This window comes from Planktothricoides sp. SR001 (genome assembly GCF_001276715.1).
Taxonomy (GTDB): Bacteria; Cyanobacteriota; Cyanobacteriia; order Cyanobacteriales; family Laspinemataceae; genus Planktothricoides; species Planktothricoides raciborskii.
This window is the reverse complement of the sequence record NZ_LIUQ01000006.1, coordinates 176,592-196,555: the sequence shown is the minus strand read 5'-3', so window position 1 is coordinate 196,555 and position 19,964 is coordinate 176,592. Positions and strand designations below refer to the sequence as shown.

Annotated in this window: 17 protein-coding genes; 10 read left to right on the top strand and 7 right to left on the bottom strand. The window is 43.4% G+C overall.

The features are described 5' to 3' along the window. The first annotated feature begins 390 nt into the window (after positions 1–390). Entirely contained in the window at positions 391–639 is a 249-nt protein-coding gene (locus AM228_RS36665; protein WP_072160680.1) for a helix-turn-helix transcriptional regulator, read from the top strand. A gap of 627 nt (positions 640–1,266) precedes the next feature. Here AM228_RS36665 and AM228_RS06105 read toward each other — a convergent pair. Next, positions 1,267–1,470, bottom strand: a complete 204-nt coding sequence (locus AM228_RS06105; RefSeq protein ID WP_054465200.1) for a hypothetical protein — start codon at positions 1,468–1,470, stop codon at positions 1,267–1,269. Between the two features lie 211 nt (positions 1,471–1,681). On the opposite strand from AM228_RS06105, the gene AM228_RS06100 reads away from it, so the two are divergent. Beyond that, positions 1,682–2,170, top strand: coding sequence for a pentapeptide repeat-containing protein (locus AM228_RS06100; RefSeq protein ID WP_190878079.1), 489 nt, complete (start codon positions 1,682–1,684; stop codon positions 2,168–2,170). A gap of 306 nt (positions 2,171–2,476) precedes the next feature. Here AM228_RS06100 and cax read toward each other — a convergent pair whose 3' ends face one another. Then, positions 2,477–3,571, bottom strand: coding sequence for a calcium/proton exchanger (gene cax, locus AM228_RS06095; protein ID WP_054465198.1), 1,095 nt, complete (start codon positions 3,569–3,571; stop codon positions 2,477–2,479). Positions 3,572–4,427: 856 nt separating this feature from the next. Between cax and AM228_RS06090 the strand changes: the two genes are divergently transcribed. The 4 genes from AM228_RS06090 (at position 4,428) to AM228_RS06075 (ending at position 12,728) form a co-directional block, all read left to right on the top strand. Continuing rightward, positions 4,428–7,097 (top strand): DUF3536 domain-containing protein, encoded by a 2,670-nt coding sequence (locus tag AM228_RS06090; protein WP_156331571.1) that lies wholly within the window; start codon positions 4,428–4,430, stop codon positions 7,095–7,097. Positions 7,098–7,515: 418 nt separating this feature from the next. Beyond that, on the top strand, positions 7,516–8,718 hold the full coding sequence (locus AM228_RS06085) for a response regulator (protein WP_156331566.1): 1,203 nt from the start codon (positions 7,516–7,518) through the stop codon (positions 8,716–8,718). 235 nt (positions 8,719–8,953) lie between these two features. After that, complete coding sequence (locus tag AM228_RS36565; RefSeq protein WP_054465196.1) at positions 8,954–9,586, top strand: chemotaxis protein CheW; 633 nt, start codon at positions 8,954–8,956, stop codon at positions 9,584–9,586. 178 nt (positions 9,587–9,764) lie between these two features. Further along, positions 9,765–12,728 carry a hybrid sensor histidine kinase/response regulator gene (locus AM228_RS06075; RefSeq protein ID WP_190878077.1) on the top strand — a complete coding sequence of 988 codons (2,964 nt, stop codon included), beginning with the start codon at positions 9,765–9,767 and terminating at the stop codon, positions 12,726–12,728. A 22-nt stretch (positions 12,729–12,750) separates the two neighbouring features. Here AM228_RS06075 and AM228_RS06070 read toward each other — a convergent pair whose 3' ends face one another. The 4 genes from AM228_RS06070 to lysS all read right to left on the bottom strand — a co-directional run bounded on the left by AM228_RS06070 (position 12,751) and on the right by lysS (position 16,652). Beyond that, complete coding sequence (locus tag AM228_RS06070) at positions 12,751–13,419, bottom strand: Uma2 family endonuclease (protein ID WP_054465194.1); 669 nt, start codon at positions 13,417–13,419, stop codon at positions 12,751–12,753. A 269-nt stretch (positions 13,420–13,688) separates the two neighbouring features. Further along, on the bottom strand, positions 13,689–14,357 hold the full coding sequence (locus tag AM228_RS06065; RefSeq protein ID WP_054465193.1) for a Uma2 family endonuclease: 669 nt from the start codon (positions 14,355–14,357) through the stop codon (positions 13,689–13,691). A gap of 22 nt (positions 14,358–14,379) precedes the next feature. Continuing rightward, positions 14,380–15,000: a nucleoside triphosphate pyrophosphatase gene (locus tag AM228_RS06060; protein ID WP_054465192.1), complete on the bottom strand. Its 621-nt coding sequence runs from the start codon at positions 14,998–15,000 to the stop codon at positions 14,380–14,382. A gap of 74 nt (positions 15,001–15,074) precedes the next feature. After that, entirely contained in the window at positions 15,075–16,652 is a 1,578-nt protein-coding gene (gene lysS / locus AM228_RS06055; RefSeq protein ID WP_054465191.1) for a lysine--tRNA ligase, read from the bottom strand. Between the two features lie 366 nt (positions 16,653–17,018). Between lysS and AM228_RS06050 the strand changes: the two genes are divergently transcribed. Further along, on the top strand, positions 17,019–17,246 hold the full coding sequence (locus tag AM228_RS06050) for a hypothetical protein (protein ID WP_054465190.1): 228 nt from the start codon (positions 17,019–17,021) through the stop codon (positions 17,244–17,246). A gap of 92 nt (positions 17,247–17,338) precedes the next feature. Here the strand turns inward: AM228_RS06050 and AM228_RS06045 are convergent, their stop codons facing one another. Then, entirely contained in the window at positions 17,339–17,563 is a 225-nt protein-coding gene (locus AM228_RS06045; RefSeq protein WP_082348764.1) for a ferredoxin-thioredoxin reductase variable chain, read from the bottom strand. Between the two features lie 375 nt (positions 17,564–17,938). Here AM228_RS06045 and AM228_RS31940 point away from each other — a divergent pair, with 375 nt between their 5' ends. The 3 genes from AM228_RS31940 (at position 17,939) to AM228_RS06025 (ending at position 19,723) form a co-directional block, all read left to right on the top strand. Continuing rightward, a complete protein-coding gene (locus tag AM228_RS31940; RefSeq protein WP_156331565.1) occupies positions 17,939–18,091 on the top strand; it encodes a hypothetical protein in 153 nt (50 codons plus the stop codon). Between the two features lie 57 nt (positions 18,092–18,148). Continuing rightward, positions 18,149–18,502, top strand: a complete 354-nt coding sequence (locus tag AM228_RS06035) for a hypothetical protein (protein WP_054465187.1) — start codon at positions 18,149–18,151, stop codon at positions 18,500–18,502. Positions 18,503–19,018: 516 nt separating this feature from the next. Further along, positions 19,019–19,723: a pentapeptide repeat-containing protein gene (locus AM228_RS06025; protein ID WP_054465185.1), complete on the top strand. Its 705-nt coding sequence runs from the start codon at positions 19,019–19,021 to the stop codon at positions 19,721–19,723. Positions 19,724–19,964 lie beyond the last annotated feature (241 nt).

The following is a 19,964-nucleotide window of genomic DNA, read 5'->3' as shown; positions in this document are numbered from 1 at the left end:
CAGCCTTAGTCAACCGTGACCAATCGCGCTTGACAATGCCTAGTCTGGACTGGAAAAAGTTGCGAGTGACTTTGAAGGCAGTCCGACTTAGACGGGACACCTTAGCCTTTAACTGACGGATCGTGAGGGTCACATACAGTCTTTTCATACCGCGTGCCCCCCGTGTTTTTGTGCTATTCTCATAAAAGAACCCCTTTTGTAAGGTGTTTGAATAACCCGTGTCAGCGAGACTCGCCAAAGTTAAGCGCTGACGCGGGTTTTGTTTTATATTTCAAAAATGTATCAGATAAATAAACAAATGTCAACAAATTATCAGTGAAGATGTTAAAATAATTTGAACACTGAATCTGCTATGATGTACAAACAAACGCAAATTTGATACACTTGATTATGAATACTTCACTAACCTCAAAAACCTTGATACAGTGGCGATTACGCGAATTAATGGCACGACACAAAATTCAAGTCAACCAACTTGCTGACTGGCTTCAGTGTTCGCGTACAACGGCATCCAGACTAAAAAACTGCGATAGGATGCCGTCTAATTTAGATGAAGAGAAACTAAGTATCATTTGTAAGCACCTAAATTGTCAGCCCGGTGACTTACTGCGATGGACTCCAGACAATGACGCGGCATAACCGCAACGCTCGATCGCTGACCAATTACCTACCCCTAACCGGGTAGGTTTTTTGTTGGGAACCGGGGCCGCTGGCGGCCCGTGTAGCGGGGCCGCGTTACCTCGTGTGATGTGGGAAAAATGTCATTATGCCCATCCCTAGTTTTAATAGGTGTCATTCTGCCCATCCCTAGTGTTTTTATAATTTTGCTGTCACTCCGTGCGTCATGCTGAGAGCCAAAAACATTATCTGGCAAGCATCACAAGCTTTTTGACAAAATTTTCATTAAGCTTAAAACTTAGACGCTGCAAAGGTTTCAAGCTTTGTATAGCCACGGGGTGATGTAAGGTTTGTCACCCCGTGTGGCGGTGTAAGACGTGGTTTTAAAGCTTGTGACCTGATCTGACCTGATATGGCACTTAACAGCCACAAATAGCCACAAATAGCCCAAAATAGCCCTAATTAACCCTAAAAAACGGGTTTTTTTATCAAAATCGTGACCCAACGTGACCCAAAATAACCCAAAATGGCACTAAGTGGACTTGCCATAGCCACCTAGTGCCATTACAACTCTGTAATTTTGCCCGCTTATTTTGCCCTATAAGGTGCCTGAAATTTTTCCGGCTTGTGTTTGTACCCTGCAAAAACTTAATTCCCTAACTCTGGCAAGGTGATATTTTGGGCTAAATTTTCGTAATAACGACGGTCATCTCGGTAATGCTTACGAATCATGGCCGGGGATGTGTCCAGCAACGCGGCGATCGCTTCTTCCGACATCCCAGACTCTAACCAACGATTCTGGGTAGTGTGACGGGCATGGTACGTCGGAAGATACTCGGTGACTTTTCCCATCTCTACCAGTGCCTTAACCACTTGAGTCAGTCGAAACCGGATAAGTATCGATCCAGATTTCTAGGCTTAGGGGTGATTTTAGGAATCATATATTATTTATTAGGGAACAATGGATCTGACTCCGATAATACCCCAAGTGGCTATGAAGGTGGCGGTAACGGGGAAACAAACAGCTTACAACCTATATATAACAAGACTTGTAAAGAACTGTTTGAAAGACACTCAAATTTCTGAGGATAGCCAAATAGGCGATCGCAGGCGGTTGGTCTGGGAAATCGTCAATCAGCAAGCCGAAGGCGCTAACTTAGAAGGAGTCAACCTCGCAGGAGCAAATCTAAAAGGGGCTAACTTAGAAGCTGCTTATCTCAAGAATGCCACTCTGGACAATGCCAAGCTAGAAAATGCCAACCTCACTGGGGCCAACCTAATGAATGCGAACCTTCAACGAGCCACACTCAAGCAAGCCAAGCTGATTAGCGCTACTTTAAAAGGGGCGAATTTGGCCAATGCCGACTTAGAAGCCGCAAACTTATATATAGCAAATCTCCGAGATGCCCAGCTTCAAGGAATTAACCTCAAAGATGCCAATGTCCAAGGAGCCATATTGCCCGGTGGGGAATCAAAAGAGGCATTCGATGAATCCGATGAATCCGATGAGTCCGATGAATCCGATGAATCCGATGAATCCACATCTAATTGATTTCAACCAAGAAACCGGAGCATAAATCCCCCGCCTCACAAACCGGCGGGGATTAAAATCCCCGCCTCATAGCTAAAGTCCGATGAATCGGACTGAAATCAAATCAGGTAATTGTAGAGAGTCGGTTTTAACCGACTTGCGCTGTGAGACGGGGATTTTAATCCCCGGCGGTTTTTGGGCGGATTTCAAATAGTGCAAGATTTCGGTTTTAACTGACTTGAACTATGAGACGGGGAATTGATTCCCCGACGGCTGTGGTCTATTCAGGAGAAAACCCCTGTAAGAAACCTGGTTTCTATCACCCAATTAGCCCATTGCTTCCATCACGGGATGGAAGAAAAAGGCTAATCCCAAAACCGTATAAGCGGCGAGTAACAGGGTGCCTTCTAACCAGTCCGATCGCCCATCAGAACTGACAGAGTTAGCAATCAACACTGCCACGGCCACGGCGACTAACTCAAAGGGGTTAAAGTTCAAATCCATTGGTTGTCCCAGAATCAACCCAGCCAACACCAACACTGGGGCGACAAACAAAGCAATTTGCAAACTGGAACCCACCGCCACGGACACGGACAAATCCATTTTATTTTTCATCGCCACGGTGACAGCAGTGGCGTGTTCGGCGGCGTTGCCAATAATCGGCACCAAAATCACCCCGGTAAATAGGGCGGTCAGACCTAAACTGGCAGTGGCTTCTTCCAGAGAATCCACTAATAATTCTGATTCGATCGCCACCAAAAGAGTACAAACCAGCAGCACCACAGTCCACAAAAGACCATTGGGTTTTTCTGAATGTCCCTCTGAAGAGGACTCATTTTCCGCCTCCCCCACATCACAGAGATAGGCATGAGTTTTCATGGAAAACAGCAGAGTTAATCCGTAGACCAAAATTAAGACCACCGCCACCCAACCAGAAAGGGTTTGCATGGTGCTTTCTTCAATTCCTTGGGAGGTATAGTTCACCGCCGTGGGTAACAGAATCGCAATCACCGCCAGATTCATGGCCGAAGCATTACTTCGGGCAACCACCGGCTGAAAGGTTTGTTCTTTGAATCGCAACCCCCCCAGAAACATAGACAAACCCATAACCAGGAGTAAGTTGCCGATAATCGATCCGGTCAAACTGGCTTTCACCACTTCCACCAGTCCCGCATTCAGGGCAACCAAGGCGATAATTAATTCTGTGGCGTTGCCAAAGGTGGCATTCAGCAATCCGCCAATGGTCGGGCCGACCAAAACCGCAATTTCCTCCGTAGCGGTTCCCATCCAAGCCGCCAGGGGAATGATCGCCAAACAAGCGGTAATAAACACAGTCACGGATCCCCATTCCAGGAAATGAGCGGCAATGGAAACCGGGACAAACAGCAGCAAAACAATAAAAATCAGGTTTTTCGTAGACATTAAGGTATTTCTTGAGGTTGCTACGGGTTGATCTTAAGAAACCGGGTTTCTTTTTGGCCATCCACGGTTAACTCTGGTATCTCACCACAGAAACCCGGTTTCTCATCGCTTTATTTTAAAGAAACCCGATTCGTTGGCGCATGGGAATATTGGCATCTACGATATTTTTGCCGATGCCTAAGTCAGGATTTCTTGATATAGAGGCGGTTTGATTTTTTTCTAAGTAATTTTACTGAAAATGTTGTTTAAAAAACTTAATAAAAATTTAATAATTTTTGTAGCAAAATTTGCCATAAGTTTGTTATTGAAGGCAGACAAAAAGAATTGTTAGCCAGCGATATGCCATCCGGCACGCTTCGCGATCGCAATTTTGTTAACAAACATTTTATATTTACGCCAAATCCAGTAAATTGCTAGAAAAATCAAGCATTTTCCCATGAGACGCGACTGGCTATTTTCAGATTCCAGATTTTGCCCGATCTGCATTGTCAAAAAATCTGTCATCAAATATACATATTTTGTCACATATTTTTGTAAAGAATTGAAAAGATTAAAGTTTTATGTTCAACTGTTAATTTATCAGTTAAATTAGATAAAATACTCTGAGAAATCAGTTATATTGCTCAGGTAGTCATCGGCCATAACCCAACCATAAGACTTGATTAGGGAAAACCGCAGAATTTGATGAGTGTAAATTGACGCAAAGATTGGCAAAGATTTCCGGTCATTTTTTCGGGAAATCTGTAGATCATGTTAGATGATTTTATTAAGGTGATTAATTATGTCCCCAAATCCTCAAACTACAGACCAGTTTGTATCTCAATTGCCTGAACTCTGGGCAGAAGATTTAGAGTCGATGGAAGATGAAGTAGAAGCTGCCCCCAATCCCTTGCAAACCGCTCATGGGATTTACATTACGGTTCATGGGCATTTTTATCAACCGCCACGGGAAAACCCTTATTTAGATGCGATTGAACGGCAACCCGGTGCAGAACCTTATCACGATTGGAATGAGCGGATTAATCACGAATGTTATCGACCTAATGCTTTTGCCCGCGTCTATAACGATCGCGGAGAAGTGGTCGATATTGTTAATAATTACGAGTATCTCAGTTTTAATATTGGCCCAACTTTAATGAGTTGGTTGGAACGGTACGATCCACAAGTTTATCAGCGGATTTTAGAAGCAGATCGCAAAAGTGCAGAACGTCTGAATGGTCACGGAAATGCGATCGCCCAAGTTTACAATCACATCATCATGCCGTTAGCGAATAAACGGGACAAATATACTCAAATTCGCTGGGGCAAAGCGGACTTTCGCCAACGGTTTGGCCGAGAACCGGAAGGGATGTGGTTGGCAGAAACAGCGGTAGACTATCCTACTTTGGAAGTATTGCACGAGGAAGGGATTAAATTTATTATCTTGGCCCCGTCCCAAGCAGAACGTTGCCGTCTATTGCCCACGGAAGATCAGCCAAAACCGGAATGGAATGCGGTGGGTGGCGGTCAAATTGACCCGACTCGTCCCTATCGATGTTTTCTCCCCAGTCGTGACAAGTTGCCCGAAGCCGTTTCAGAAGCAGAGAGCGAACGCAAATACATCGATATTTTCTTTTATGATGGCCCGATTTCTCGCGACATGGGCTTTAACGATGTGCTGAAAAGTTCCCACCATTTAGCCGGACGCTTATCATTAGCCATTCACGGGGATCATCGTCCCAGTCAACTGATTTCCGTAGCCACCGACGGGGAAACCTTCGGACACCATAAACGGGATGCGGAAAAATGCCTGACCTACGCTTTTATTGCGGAATTTCCCCGTCGCGGCTGGACTTTGACCAATTTTGCTCATTACCTGAGTATCTGTCAACCAACTTGGGAAGTGGAACTAAAGCCCGTCACCGCTTGGAGTTGTTCTCATGGGGTTGACCGTTGGCAAGACAACTGCGGTTGTGGTGGGGGTGGGGAATGGCACCAACTGTGGCGCCGTCCCCTGCGAAATGCCCTCAACTGGTTGCGGGATCAACTGATTTCGATTTATCAAGAAGAGGGTGGCCGCTTGTTGCTCGATCCTTGGCAAGCCCGGGATGAGTATATTCAGGTGATCCGCGATCGCTCCCCAGAAAATGTGGCGAAGTTTTTCCTGCGGCAGCAAAAACACAGCCTCACCCCCTCGGAACAAGTGGACGCCCTGCGGTTATTGGAAATGCAGCGTCATGCCCTATTAATGTTTACCAGTTGTGGTTGGTTTTTTGAAGAACTGTCTCGACCGGAAGGGACGCAGATTTTGCGTTATGCAGCCCGGGCGATCGAATTAGCGGGTGATGTGGCGGGAATTCAACTGGAAAAAGAATTTATCGATCGCCTCTCCCAGGCACAGAGTAACGTTGACTTCTTCCAAGACGGGGCGGGAGTTTATCAACATCAAGTGATTCCCTCGCAAATTAACCTGGAACAAGTCGCCGCCCACTATGCCATCAGCGGCCTATTTACCACCTATTCCACCGAACAGCGCATCTATTGCTACACGGTTTATCAGCGGGATTATCAGTTGCAGCGCATGGGGCCATTGACTTTGGCGGTGGGACAAGTGCAGCTTGCCTCAGGAATTACCCGCGAAAATTTGGAATTAGTCTTTGCGGTGCTTCATTTGGGCGGTTGGGATTTCCACTGCTGCATTCAACCCTTCTCCGGTCGTCGGGCTTACACCCAGATGAAAGAACATCTGATGGGGATTTTACAACAAGGCAGCGCCGCCCAAGCGATTCTGGGGATGAACCAGTATTTTGATGGCAAGTCTTTCAGTTTGCGTGACTTATTTGCCGAAGAACGGCATCGGATTATGCGCTTGCTGAGTCAAGAAACCTTGTTGCGCTTGGATCAACTTTATACCCAAGTATATCGGGATAATTATGGGGTAGTGATGGCTTTCCACCGGGATGAGTTGCCGGTGCCGAAAGAATTACAAGTGGCGGCAGAAATTGCTTTAGGAAATCGCTGTTTGGCGGCGGCAAAAGCCTTGGAAGCGGAAATCGGCGACGATCCAGAAAATGTTCTTAATGCTACAGGAGATAGTTTTTTGGGCTTGACTCAGTTGGTGGAGTTAGAAACTTGTGCCACAGAAGCGGGACATTTACGCTGCCATTTGGATATTCCCGAAGTTAAGCAAATTTTGGAAAAACTGATTGTGCGATCGCTCTCTCACCTGCTTTATCAAGCCAACCCGGAAACCGCCGAACCTCAGCTAGAACGCTTAGAACGAATGATTGCCGTGGGCAAACAACTGAATCTGCATTTGGCTACGGATCAAATCCAAGAATTGTACTTCTACTGGCTGCATGGGGACATCGGGGATCAATGCTTTTATGCCGCTTATGGGAATCAAAACGGCGATCAAAATCGCGATCGCAGCGGTGATGATGCCAACAATACCTCGATTTGCTGGACGGTTTCTCAATTCCGTCGTCTCTTGCAACTGGGCAAAAAACTCTCGGTCAATGTCAGCACTCACTTAGAATCCCTCTAAATCGGAGGTTTTCTGTTGAGTAAATCACAAATATCCGTAGGGGCGATGTAGGGGCGATGTAGTGGCGATGTAGGGGCGAATCGCCCCTACATACATCTTTTGTCTGTGGTCGATCGGAAAGAAAATATCAACAACCCTCACCGGGTGGTAATTGGGCGTTATTTCCCCCGGATGTGTACGAGTATTTTTGCTTACTCATATGTCCGTCTATTTACTTAAGTGTAATATCCGTAAATACACGGAGAAAAAAATCCTGGTTACCACTGATGTGAAATTTCAATTTCACGATTACTATCGTGAATAGAAAAATGTCAACATAAAAATCTAGTAAAGTCTCTAAATTAGAATTTTCTATAAACAAAAGATAAATAATTTATTGAACTTACATTCAGAATCAATTCGGGGGTAAATTGCAACCATGACACAAGCTACTTCAATTAAGACTCAAGCGATAGAATCTGCGAAATCAAATCAAGCACAAAAAAATTTAATCTCTCCAGGGCAAATTCTGCAAAATATTGTCACAAAAAAAATTACTGGCAAATTAACCATCAGCGACCCAAACGATGAGTCAATTTTTTGGCGCGTGTATGTAGGCAATGGACAAATTCATTTTGCCACCAGTGCAATGGGGCAAAAAGAACGTTTGGAATACTTCCTACAATGGTATTACCCGGAATTAGAATTTAATGGTAAGGAATTTAAGTCCGACTATCAGCAAATTTGCCACTACTGGAAATCCGGTAATTTGTCAGTTCAACAAGTTAGAAAATTGCTATTCTGGTTAACCCAGGATGCGTTAATTCAATTGCTGGCTTTGCCCAAAGGCGTGGTTCAATTTGAAAAAACCGTAGGGTTAGATCCGATATTGTTATCGGTTTCCCTGAAAGAATTGGTATGGCCCATGCGCGGGGTGATCGGTCAATGGCAAAAATTGCAACCAGAAATTACTTCACCGTTTCAACGGGTGATGATTAAAAATATCAAAGAACTGCCCAAGCTGTTGTGGGAAAAAGTCAGAGATATCGATTTTATCAAAGCTTTGTGCCAAGTTTTGAGTCAAAATCCTTCTTTGTATGAAGCCGCCAAATATTTAAAAGCGGATGCTTTAGGATTAGCGGCTTTATTACAACCCTTAGTCCGGGCTGGAGTTATAGAAATTCAGCCTTATTACTCACCCAAAACCCAGGAAAAACCAATTATTGCTTGCATTGATGATAGTAAAACCGTGCAACGCAATGTGAAAATGGTTTTAGAAGCCAGTGGGTATCGGGTGCTGAGTATTACCGAACCGGCAAAAGCTCTGAGTACAATGGTGAGATATAAGCCAGCTTTGGTGCTGATGGATATCAATATGCCAGAGATTAATGGCTATGAATTATCGCGGATGCTGCGTCAGTCTAAGCAATTCCATACCCTGCCGATTGTGATGTTGACTGGGCGGGATGGTTTAATTGATAAGATGCGATCGCAAATGGTGGGGGCAAATGACTATATTACTAAGCCTGTCCCACCCCTGATGCTGCTCAGTACCATTGAAAAAAATCTGCAATCAGCGCAAACCGTGACCCAGCCAAAAAAATCTTTGGCTCAAGAAAACGCGATGCTACAAATGGCCTAATTTTTCACCATTCATCTTCCTAGACTATATCAGTTTTGACTGGTTTTTGACTCGTCGATGGCTTTCCAGAGAATTCTGAGAACACGCTCGCATTTGGATCGCATTTACCTAAACGCCGATCGCTCATATATCTCTGATATATCGCTGATATACTTCTGATATACCTTATATATTTTGGTATTTTTTTGATATCTTGGAGAAGATCGGCAGCGTAAATGGGATAGATGCGGATAAAGTGAAAGATTACTTAGGCTTTCAGGTAAAAAATTCTGTGCGCTTGGTAGTGCCTGCGGATTGGGTGGTGGAAGCGATCGCCTTGAATTGCCATGAAATTTGTCCCATTCCCGGTGTCACCGATGGGATTTTGGGAGTGATTGATTACCAAGGACAGTTAGTTTGGGTGATTGACTTAGGGGAATACTTGACTCATGTACTCGGTTTAGCCTCTGCCCCTTTGCTCGATGAAAATTATCCGATAGAAAATAAATCAGCCAATCAATTAACCAATCAATTAACCAATAAATCAACCAATCAATCAACCAATCAATCAACCAATCAATTAACCAATCAATTAACCGGGGTGGCGATCGCATTGCCTCGTTCCCAGTCCCAGAAACCAATTAACTCGCAACCATTAATCTGGGTTTTCTCGGAACTACACGGCATCGTCTCCTTAAATCCCGCCAAGTTCAGACCCTTGCCTAGTCAGTTTACCTCCTTACTCGGTGCTTATTTCAGCGGTTTAACGGAAATTTTCTCCACTTCAGCGACCACAAACTCCACAACTGTGGCAATTTTAAATATGAATAGTTTATTCTCTGCTTTAGAATATCAAAGAGGCTATCAGCTATCAGCGATTAGCGATTAGGGATCGGCTTTTAGGGATCCGGGAACTTTAAGGGCAGGGAATTTCTGAAAAGTCGGCAGTCAGTAGGGTTGATAAAGCGAATCACCCCTACTGGTAATAGCTGATGGCGAATAGCTAATGACGAATAGCTGATAGCCGATTAATTGACACTTGAGGCATAGTAAAGGGGATGAATGGTTTGCTGGCACCACTCGATTTAGAGGCGATCGCCCAAGAATCGCGCAATTGTTTTTTATACGAAGAAGCGCCAGATTATTTGGTGATTTTAGAGCAAGGGATTGCTCAGTTAGGCAATCCCAAAGGGACGATTAATCTGGATGAGCAATATCAAAAATTAATTCGGGTGGCGCATTCCCTGAAAGGAGGCGCAAGTTTAGCGGAAATGCCAGCCCTTTCTCAGTTGTCTCATAAGTTAGAAGATTTACTGATTGCTATCCAAGAAAAGCGGGTTAGCTTGCATGAACAAGTTTCAAGCAATCGCACTTCCGTTAAATCTGAAGTCACATCTGGTGGAGCCGATCGCACCACTTCCGCGTATCAATTATTGTTGATGAGTCTGGATCGAGTGAGTGCGTTACTATTTGAAGCCCTAAATCAGCCAGAATTACCCAATGAAACTGCCCCACAAATGGCCGATCTGCTGTGTGATGCGATCGATCAGTTTTTAGCTTCTCAGGGTTGTGCTAAGTCTGAGGAATTGGCGGATTTGGAGAATGTAACTCCTTTAGATCGTCATCCCCAGGTGAGTAGTTTTATTAAAACTTCTCTGGAAGTGGATTTAGAAGATTGTTTGCAAAGAATTGAATCTAGCTTGAGGGAAAATCAAGCCAGTGACAGTATTTCTACAGAGGCTACCAAAGAGGCTACCAGAGAAGCGATCGCGACTTTTGCTGAAGAATGCACATTGCTCGGAGACGCATTAGGGGTGAATTGGTTAAGTGAAATCGGTTCTCAGCTTGAACAATCGTCACAAAATACTGATATTTCTTTGCAACAGGTGACAGAGGCGATCGCCCAAATTCGGCAGCAAAGAAATCAAACCCTTTATGGTTCGGAAACCGAATCATTGAACTCAGACGAGGAGGAAAATTCTGCGGTCAGTGCGGAAACCGAGTGGCAATCTCCAGAAGAATTTTCTGATTTAGATTCTGATTTAGATTCTGATTTGCCAGAACCGCCACCACTATCTTCCCCGGTGCCCCAGCGATTTCTAAAGTATTTGATTCGTCAACCAGAGAAGGCGCGATCGCCAGAAAATATTAATCTGCGAGTTTCCTTATCCCGCATTGACCGGATGACCAATACCGTAGGCGAACTGCTGATTAATTATGAACAACTAGAACAATGCGAACAACAATTAAAAGATGCCATTCTCGGCCAAAAGTTATTACCCAAAAGTGCAAATGGCACCGCCGCACATAATCTAAAATCATCCCCAGAAGCTACCGACTTGCTAAAAACTGTTTTTCAAATTAATCAGCGATTCGATCAAAATCGGATTGACATGGTTTTGGGGGCGCGTAACCTGCGGAACACCCTGGCAAATATGCGCTCATCCTTAGAACAGTTGTACCGGGATTTAACCGCAGCGCGAATGGTGCCTTTTCGGGAAATGACCGAACGCTTTTTTGTGTTAATTGAAGACTTAAAAAAACAGTACCAAAAATCTGTTAATTTAGTAGTTTCTGGGCAAGATGTTTTAATCGATCGCTGGATTGTAGAACAATTACAAACCCCCTTAACTCACTTATTACGCAATGCCTTTGACCACGGCATTGAATTGCCCGGAGAACGATCTAACCACGGCAAATCTAATCAGGCAACTATTCATTTGTCTGCGGTCTCTAACGGCACTTATGTGGTGATTTCGATTGCCGATGATGGTCGAGGCATTAATCCAGAAAAAATTTACCAAAAAGCCTTGGAAAAAGGACTGATTTCTCCAGACCAAAAAACCTGGTCAGCGGATGAAATTTTGAAATTTTTGTTTACTCCTGGGTTTTCCACAGCGGAGCGGTTGACAGATATTTCCGGTCGGGGTGTGGGATTAGATATTGTGGTGCAAGAAGTGGCGAAATTAGGCGGTTCGCTCGCGGTAAAGACCACATTAGGAATCGGCACCCAATTTACTATAACTATTCCTTTAACCCTGAGTATTTTACCCATGCATATTTTTCGCTGTCAAGGGCAAACTTTTGCCATACCTGCGGCTAACGTTTTGGAGACGATCCGTTTAGCCGATAGTTTAGCCGAAGTTACAGGCAATCGGGTCAACAATGCGGCAGAAAATCAGTCAAATATTCAGTGGCAAAATCAATTTATTCCAGTATTTCATTTAAATGAATTGTTGCCTGTTCGGTCATGCTGTCCCAGTGAGCGATCGGCCAATTCCTCAGAAGCATCTAATTTAGGTAGTTTAGGGAGTTTAGGATTGGTGGTTAAAGTCAAAGAAAATCCCATTATTTTAGTTGTTGATGCTTTATTAGGTGAACGGCGATTAGTTCTAAAGCCCTTAGATTACCGGGTTCCAGTTCCGCCTTATGTCGCCGGGTGTACCGTCCTAGGAAATCGTCAGATTGTTCCGGTGCTTTCACCGGATCATTTTGTCAGTTTAATCAAAAATTTGTCCCATAACAATTCGTCAAAAATCACCCCAGAAAATATAAGCCCAGAAAATATAAGCCCAGAAAATATAAGCCCAGAAAATATAAGCCCAAAAAATCTAGATCAAATAGAGCCAAAAAACGGCGCGATCGCACATCATCCATCAGGGCGAATTTTAATTGTCGATGATTCGCGCACCGTGCGTTGTTTGTTGCAACAAACTTTGTCTCAAGCCGGTTTTTTGGTGGAAGAAGCGAGTGATGGTGCAGCGGGTTTTGCTAAGGTAGCAGAAGCCCAGGGTGAATTTGATTTAGTGATTTCCGATTTGGAAATGCCGCATCTGGATGGGTTGGGATTTTTGCAGAAAATTCGGGCATCTCAATGGTCAGATTTGCCTGTAGGGATGTTAACTTCGCAGGCCAAGGAAATTTATGTGAAAACCGCGAAAAAGTTGGGGGTCAAATTTTATTTGACTAAGCCATTTAAACCAGCAGAAATTATTAAGTTAATTGAAAAAAATGTATCAAAAAATTCATAAGTTTTACCTATTTATCGCTGGTTTACCTGTTGGTTTCGCATCTGGTTTCGGCTAAAACTTGTCTCACCCAAGCCCGAAAAGAACGCAATAAAGTTGTTTCTCCTAAAGTTTGGCTTTGGCTGAAAAATTTCGTTAGTTCTGTCACCGATAACAGGGGAAAAGCAAGCGATCGCTCCACCATGATATATTTTCCCGCTTCTAACTGTAAGAACTTGACCACCCCGCGATCGCAGCGCCAAATTTCTGGCACCCCCATTGCCGCATAAATCCCTTCTCGATCCACAGAACTACTGGAAACATCAATTTCAATTACCAAATCCGGGGGCGGATCGGTAGTTAAATCAATCCGGGATTTTCCCTTAACCAATCGTTCATTTTGAATATAAAAACTTGAATCCGGTTCAGCCCCTTTTGCTAAATCTGGGCGCTTCAAAGTTGTCGAACCGACACTTAAAATTTCTATATTTCCTTCTTCTGCTAAAGCATCAACAAATTTTTCTAAAATTCGTTTTGGGTTTTCGTGGTCTAACAGCGGCGTCATAATTTCTAATAATTCTCGGTCATAGCATAAGCGAACAGTCCGATTATCTCCCATTTCCGCTAACAGTTGTTCATAGGTATGCCAGCTAATATGATGGAGGACAACTCTACCGATCGCAGTCGGAGTTAAAGTCGGTGCAGTTATGGTCATAAAAAATCTGCTTCAATTTAAATTATTTTTTTAACCAAAAGTCAGTCCGTAGGTTGGGTTGAGGCACGAAACCCAACGGAGGAGAGAGAATAGAGAAGAGACAATAGAGAATAGAGGTTCGTAGGAGAGGAAAAATTGAAATCTCCACTTTTCACTCTTTCATCAGCATCTATTTCCTAGGCATCTCTGTTGGGTTTTGCTTCGCTCAACCCAACCTACAAATACTATGTCATATTATGTAATATAATATATGTAATAGATATTGCCATCTAATTGCTGGTTTCGCTGTTGCTTTCCGCTAAAACTTGTCTCACCCAAGCCCGAAAAGAACGCAATAAATTTGTTTCTCCTAAAGTTTGGCTTTGGCTGAAAAATTTCGTTAGTTCTGTCACCGATAACAGGGGAAAAGCAAGCGATCGCTCCACCATGATATATTTTCCTGCTTCTAACTGTAAGAACTTGACCACCCCGCGATCGCAGCGCCAAATTTCTGGCACCCCCATTGCCGCATAAATCCCTTCTCGATCCACAGAACTACTGGAAACATAAATTTCAATTACCAAATCCGGGGGCGGATCGGTAGTTAAATCAATTCGGGATTTTCCCTTAACCAATCGTTCATTTTGAATATAAAAACTTGAATCCGGTTCAGCCCCTTTTGCTAAATCTGGGCGCTTCAAAGTTGTCGAACCCGCTCGCATTATTTCTATATTTAACTCTTCGGCTAATACCCCCACCAAAGCCGTTAAAATTTCTTTTGGGTTTTCGTGGTCTAACAGCGGCGTCATAATTTCTAGTAATCCTCGGTCATAGCATAAGCGAATCGTCCGATTATCTCCCATTTCCGCTAACAGTTGTTCATAGGTATGCCAGCTAATCTGATTGAGGACTACTCTTCCGGGTACAGTCGGGGTTAAAGTCGGCGCAGTTATGGTCATAAAAAATCTGCTCCAATTTAAATTATTTTTTTAACCAGAAGTCAGTCACATCATAACCTAAATCAGTAATCATCTGCCGCAGCAACGGTAAACTTAACCCAATCACGTTAGTATGACAGCCCTCAAGTTTTTCCACAAACAGTCCCCCTTGACCATCAATAGCAAAACAACCGGCACAGTTTAGGGGTTCTCCCGTTGCCACATAAGAAACAATTTGTCGATCGCTCATGGGGGCAAAATAAACTTTGGTCACTTGGCAACGAACTAAAGTATTGCCTTTAGTTAAATCTATCAGTGCATGACCTGTGTAAAGTTCGCCCACAGAACTCCGCATTTTTTGCCAACGAGCGATCGCCACTTCGGGAGTTTCTGGTTTCCCATGAATTTCCCCATCTAATACCAACACTGAATCACATCCTAATACTAACATCGGGGAATGGTTCGGATCGTGCGGGGTAAATTCTTGGGCGACCACTTCTGCCTTACAGCGGGCTAAAGTCTCAACTAATTCACTGGGTTCATCAATCTGAACTTGTGACTCATCAAAATTACTCCGACAAACAATTGGTTCAAATCCCGCTTGTTTTAATAACATTAAGCGAGCGGGAGAAGTTGAAGCTAAAATCAACGCTGGATTCTTCATAATCAGTATAATCAGTTAATCGTTAATTCTGTTACAGCGGATAGGGTGGGATTTTGCCCACCCTAATTAATCTACTATTGATTTTCTTTACTTTCTTTAATCGGTCGCATAGTTGGGAACATAATCGCATCGCGAATACTCAGGGTATTCGTGAGTAACATAATCACCCGGTCAATACCAATTCCCCAGCCCGCACAATTGGGCATTCCTAATGATAAAGCTTGGATAAAATCTTCATCCATTGGATGCGCTTCATCATCCCCCGCTTCTCTTTGTTGCCGTTGTTGTTCAAACCGTTTGCGCTGTTCTTGGGGGTCATTCAACTCAGAAAAGCCGTTAGCAAATTCTGTGCCATTAATAAACAGTTCAAACCGTTCCACAAATCCCGGTTTGCTGCGATGAGATTTCGCCAGTGGGCTAATTTCAATGGGGAAATCAATGATAAAGGTGGGTTCAATTAAGGTGGATTCCACTAATTTATCAAAGACCCCATAGAGAACATAGCCTAAACTCTGTTTTTCTAGTCCTGATAAGTGGATTCCCAGGCTTTCCGCTTTGGCGATCGCATCCTCTAATTCTAAACAATCAAAATCTAGACCAGTTTGGTCTTTGACCGCTTCCACCATTGTTTTAATTTGCCAATGTTTGCCGGTCAAATTGGGATATTTGGCACTATAGTCGTATGGGCGATCGAGATTAATGGTTTGACCTTGATATTCCACTGCGGTGCGATCGCCCAAAACTTGCTGTACCGTATAGGTAATCACATCTTCAATCGTCCCCATAATATCAAAATAATCCGCATAAGCCTGATAAACTTCCAGGGAAGTAAATTCTGGGTTATGGGTGCTATCAATCCCTTCGTTTCTAAATACCCGACCTAACTCATAAACCCGCTCAAAACCGCCACAAATAGCCCGTTTTAAGAATAATTCTGGAGCAATCCGTAAAAACAAATCCACATCTAAAGCATTATGATGGGTGATAAACGGTCTAGCCGCAGCCCCTCCATAAATTGCTTGCAACACTGGAGTTTCAATTTCATAAAATTGTTGCTGATTCAGATAATTTCTAATACTCTGAATAATCCGACTCCGCATCATATACCGTTGCAAAGATTGGGGATTTCCGGCCATATCCATTTCCCGATTGCGGCGGCAGATTTCTGGGTCGCCAACACCATAATATAAATCAGGAAAAGGAATGGTAGCTTTTGAGATCAATGTGATGCTATCTACCTGGAGAGAAAGTTCACCCCGATTCGTCCGACAAGCAATCCCTTCTGCCCCAATAAAGTCCCCTTCATCTAATAGTTTTTGAATCTGTTTGAAGCTTAAACCAGAATCTTCTTTAACCAGTTTTTTCTCGATTTTTAGTTGAAGTTTCCCACTAATATCCGTCAGGTCAATAAAGCAAATGCTGCCACTACTGCGAAAAGAGGTAATCCGACCGGATAAGCGAATGTTTAAGCCTTCCGGATCCGCTTGACCATTTTCTAGTTCTTTTCCCGGTTGGGCGAAATGCTGGCGCACTTGCTCTGTGGTGTGAGTGCGCTGGTAAGATTGGCTAGGATAAGGTTCTATCCCTTGCGATCGCAGTTGTTCCACTTTTTGGGCGCGAACTTCTGCTTCATTGCGAGTAGTCTGAGTCATGCTGTGTTTTTTTTATTTTAGAGAAACTTTCCATTATAACATACTCGGTTCCATCTGTTGGCAAAAAACAAAAGCATTCTCTTGAACCGGGGGCGGGAGAATTGATTGATCGATTGCCTGGAATGACCGCGATCGCCATTCGACAAAGGAAAGAAGAGAAAGAAAAGAAAAAGTAAAATGAATAAAATGAATAAAATGAATAAAATGAATAAAATGAATAAAATGAGTAAAATGAAGAAAATGAAGAAAACGAAAAAAATGAAAAAAATGAAAAAAATGAAAATATTGCTATAGACCGCCCTGATGGATAAATCTCAACTATCCCTGGCTTTAAAAATAAAATCAAACTACCTTTGTTAAAAAATTATGCTACCTAACAATTTTTCCCAACTGATTCCTTACATACAACCGGAACTGGAAATTTTAGAAACTTACCAAGTTACTCAGCAATTTTACCAGGAAGTGAAATATAGACAAGAGTTTGAAAGCTATTGCCAATGGTATGAGGATACTGCCGAATTCCATCGTCAAGAATTGCAGAAAATGCGGGGGGATTTGAACTTATTCGGTTGGTTCATGCGGCAAAAATCCTGAAAAGTTTAGCAACAGTCTGGGCCAGCAAATTGCCAGGGGGCGAACTCACTCAATCGCCCCTATTTGGTATTTGGTGTTTGGCTGTCCGTTAATTATGACAATATTTCGAGTTCTTCTTCCCGAAAATGAGCTTTGAACTTTTTGTCAAATTGGACTTGTACTGGCAAGTTGGCGCTGATGGGTTTGCCTTGCCAGTCGTTTACCAAAGCCACCACTTCTCCTTCCAAACCCTTGAGGTCAAAGGCTTGATTCCGAGATTCAGGATGATGGTAAACAATCACAGATTCTTGAACACGAACACGAACGCCTGCTTCCATAAACAAATCCATTAGCTAATGTATCTACAAATTTGGCTCCAAGAGGTTTGGCATTTCGGTGATGCCAACAATGTCACTCTATCATCTCACATTATGTAACCACGATATGTAACCACGATATGTAACCAAGATATGTAACCACGATGAGTTTGGGGTTGAGGGGTTGGGTTTAAGGCTTTGGGTTTAAGGCTTTGGGGTTGAGGCTTTGGGGTTGAGGGGTTGGGGTTGAGGCTTTAGGGTTGAGGCTTTGGGGTTGAGGCTTTGGGGTTGAGGGGTTGGGGTTGAGGGGTTGGGGTGATGCCATCAGCGTAACTTGATCGCCTACTCCTTTGACCCTAAACAAAGGCAAAGAGCCTAAAAAAACTGTTAAATTTTATGAAGTTTACCAAGTTGATCGCCTCAAATGGTAAAGAAGGATCGTCAAGGAAATATGCTGGAGTGAAAGCGGGCAAAGGATATCGACCGGGCTGTACCAGCAACTTCTTCACCTTTGGCCAAGATGTAAATTCTGTCACACTCTCTGGGTGAAAAAGTGCTATCACATAAATATAAATCAAAAATAATAAATAGCTTGGCGAGGTCGCTATGTCATCATATACATTCGACATTTTAGGAGTTTCTCCTCTATTAGATTTTTTCACACAACAGGAAAAAATTAAGGAAAAAACTGCTCATCTCGATTTGGAATATTTAGGTAGCTATACCTGCACCCTGGATAGTTTCCTCTCCTCGGTGGAAAGCGTTTCATTGTATAAAAACTGGCAAAGAGATAAAGTGTTGGATACGGTGATTAATTTCTGGATGAAAAACGGCGAAAGTATTGAGTATTGGACTGAACGGTTACACGATGCTGGGGCTGAAAACCTTTTGGTGGCACGAGTTGGTGATATTCAGGGTTTAAAGTACACTTTTGAGTCTTTGATGAATTCTAGCCTGTAACATCATTATTGAAGAGATTTTGGCTCAAACACGAGCAAGTTTCCCTCCAACCCAATTGGTATGGAGGGTTTTTTTGTTCCCTTTTTCTCAAATCCAAGCAAATGGTAATCGGTGGGCTGATTTTAGCCCATGGGCGATCGCCCATTACCGGGAAAGACCTTGGCACTGGGTTGATTCCCCTGACCACGGGGGTCAATCATCCAGGCCGCCGCTGAATTGTTCCGGTCTTAACCAGGTCGCTCGATCTGACCCTTGATGAAATCTAGAAAATTTGTTGCAAAAATTTATACAATAATAACCCAGTTTTTTATACAATGAGAGCATAACAAGAGATTAAGTCAATTATCTCAGTGATGAACAGCACAGAGGAAATTGACCTAGATCACATTGTCCAGAAACATCAACAAAAAACTATTGATAGATTACCAGAATCTTGATCTGAAGAGATTGATCGCCTCCGGTAATGCAAAAAATGTTTTAAAGTAATAATATTAGGAGTTGAGAGTGGGAGTGAGTATGAAGTTTGGGAACTGGGCGATCGCGGTACTAATCGGCACAATCTCTGTAGGGACTCCGGCTAAAGCCGAAAATCCCGCAGATCTGCAACAATTACTAGAAACCAAGCAATGTAGCAGATGTGATTTAAGCGGGGCAAATTTAGCCGGGGTGGATTTACAAGGCGCCAACTTGGAAGAAGCCAATCTCAGTGGCACAAACCTAGAAGGCGCAAACCTGAATCAAGCGAATTTAATCCGAGCCAATTTGACCGACGCGAAATTAATCCGAGCCAGCCTGATTGCCGCTAAACTGCATGGTGCAAACATGGAACGGGCTAATTTAATTGCCGCGAATTTAACTTTAGCCGGGTTGGTAATTACTCGCTTGAATTATGCCAACCTGACCTCGGCGAATCTGGTTGGGGCGAATCTAGAAAGTGCCGATTTAGTGGGAGCCAATCTTCGTCTGGCATCTCAGTCAATCTTCAGCTTGAGGGAAGTCAGCCTCAGAGAGGGTACTCCGTTTGGTATGGAAATGGCTGGAGTTAACCTACGGGATGCGGATTTAACCAATGCCAACCTCATGGGAGCCAACTTGAATTGGTCTGATTTGACCAATGCCAAGTTAGAGAATGCGGATATGCGGTATGTGCAACTTCAAGGAGCGCAAATTTCGCCCCAAAGTGCCTATTCGATCCCTTCAGTGGTTCAAGCGGAACCGTAAGAAAAAAAAGATTGTTAGTAATTGATTTTTTTGTGGGATGACCACCAGGAAATCGAGCCGGATCTCAGACGACTATCTCCCTAAAGACTAGACCTAGATTCGACTCCCGTGGCGGCAAAATCTCTCAAGTAAAACATGAAAACATCAGTAATCATCAGGAATAATTTATAGGCGATCCCTTCTGGAAGGTTATCAAGAGGGGATCGCCTATAAATTATTCCTGATGAATTGCTAATGATGA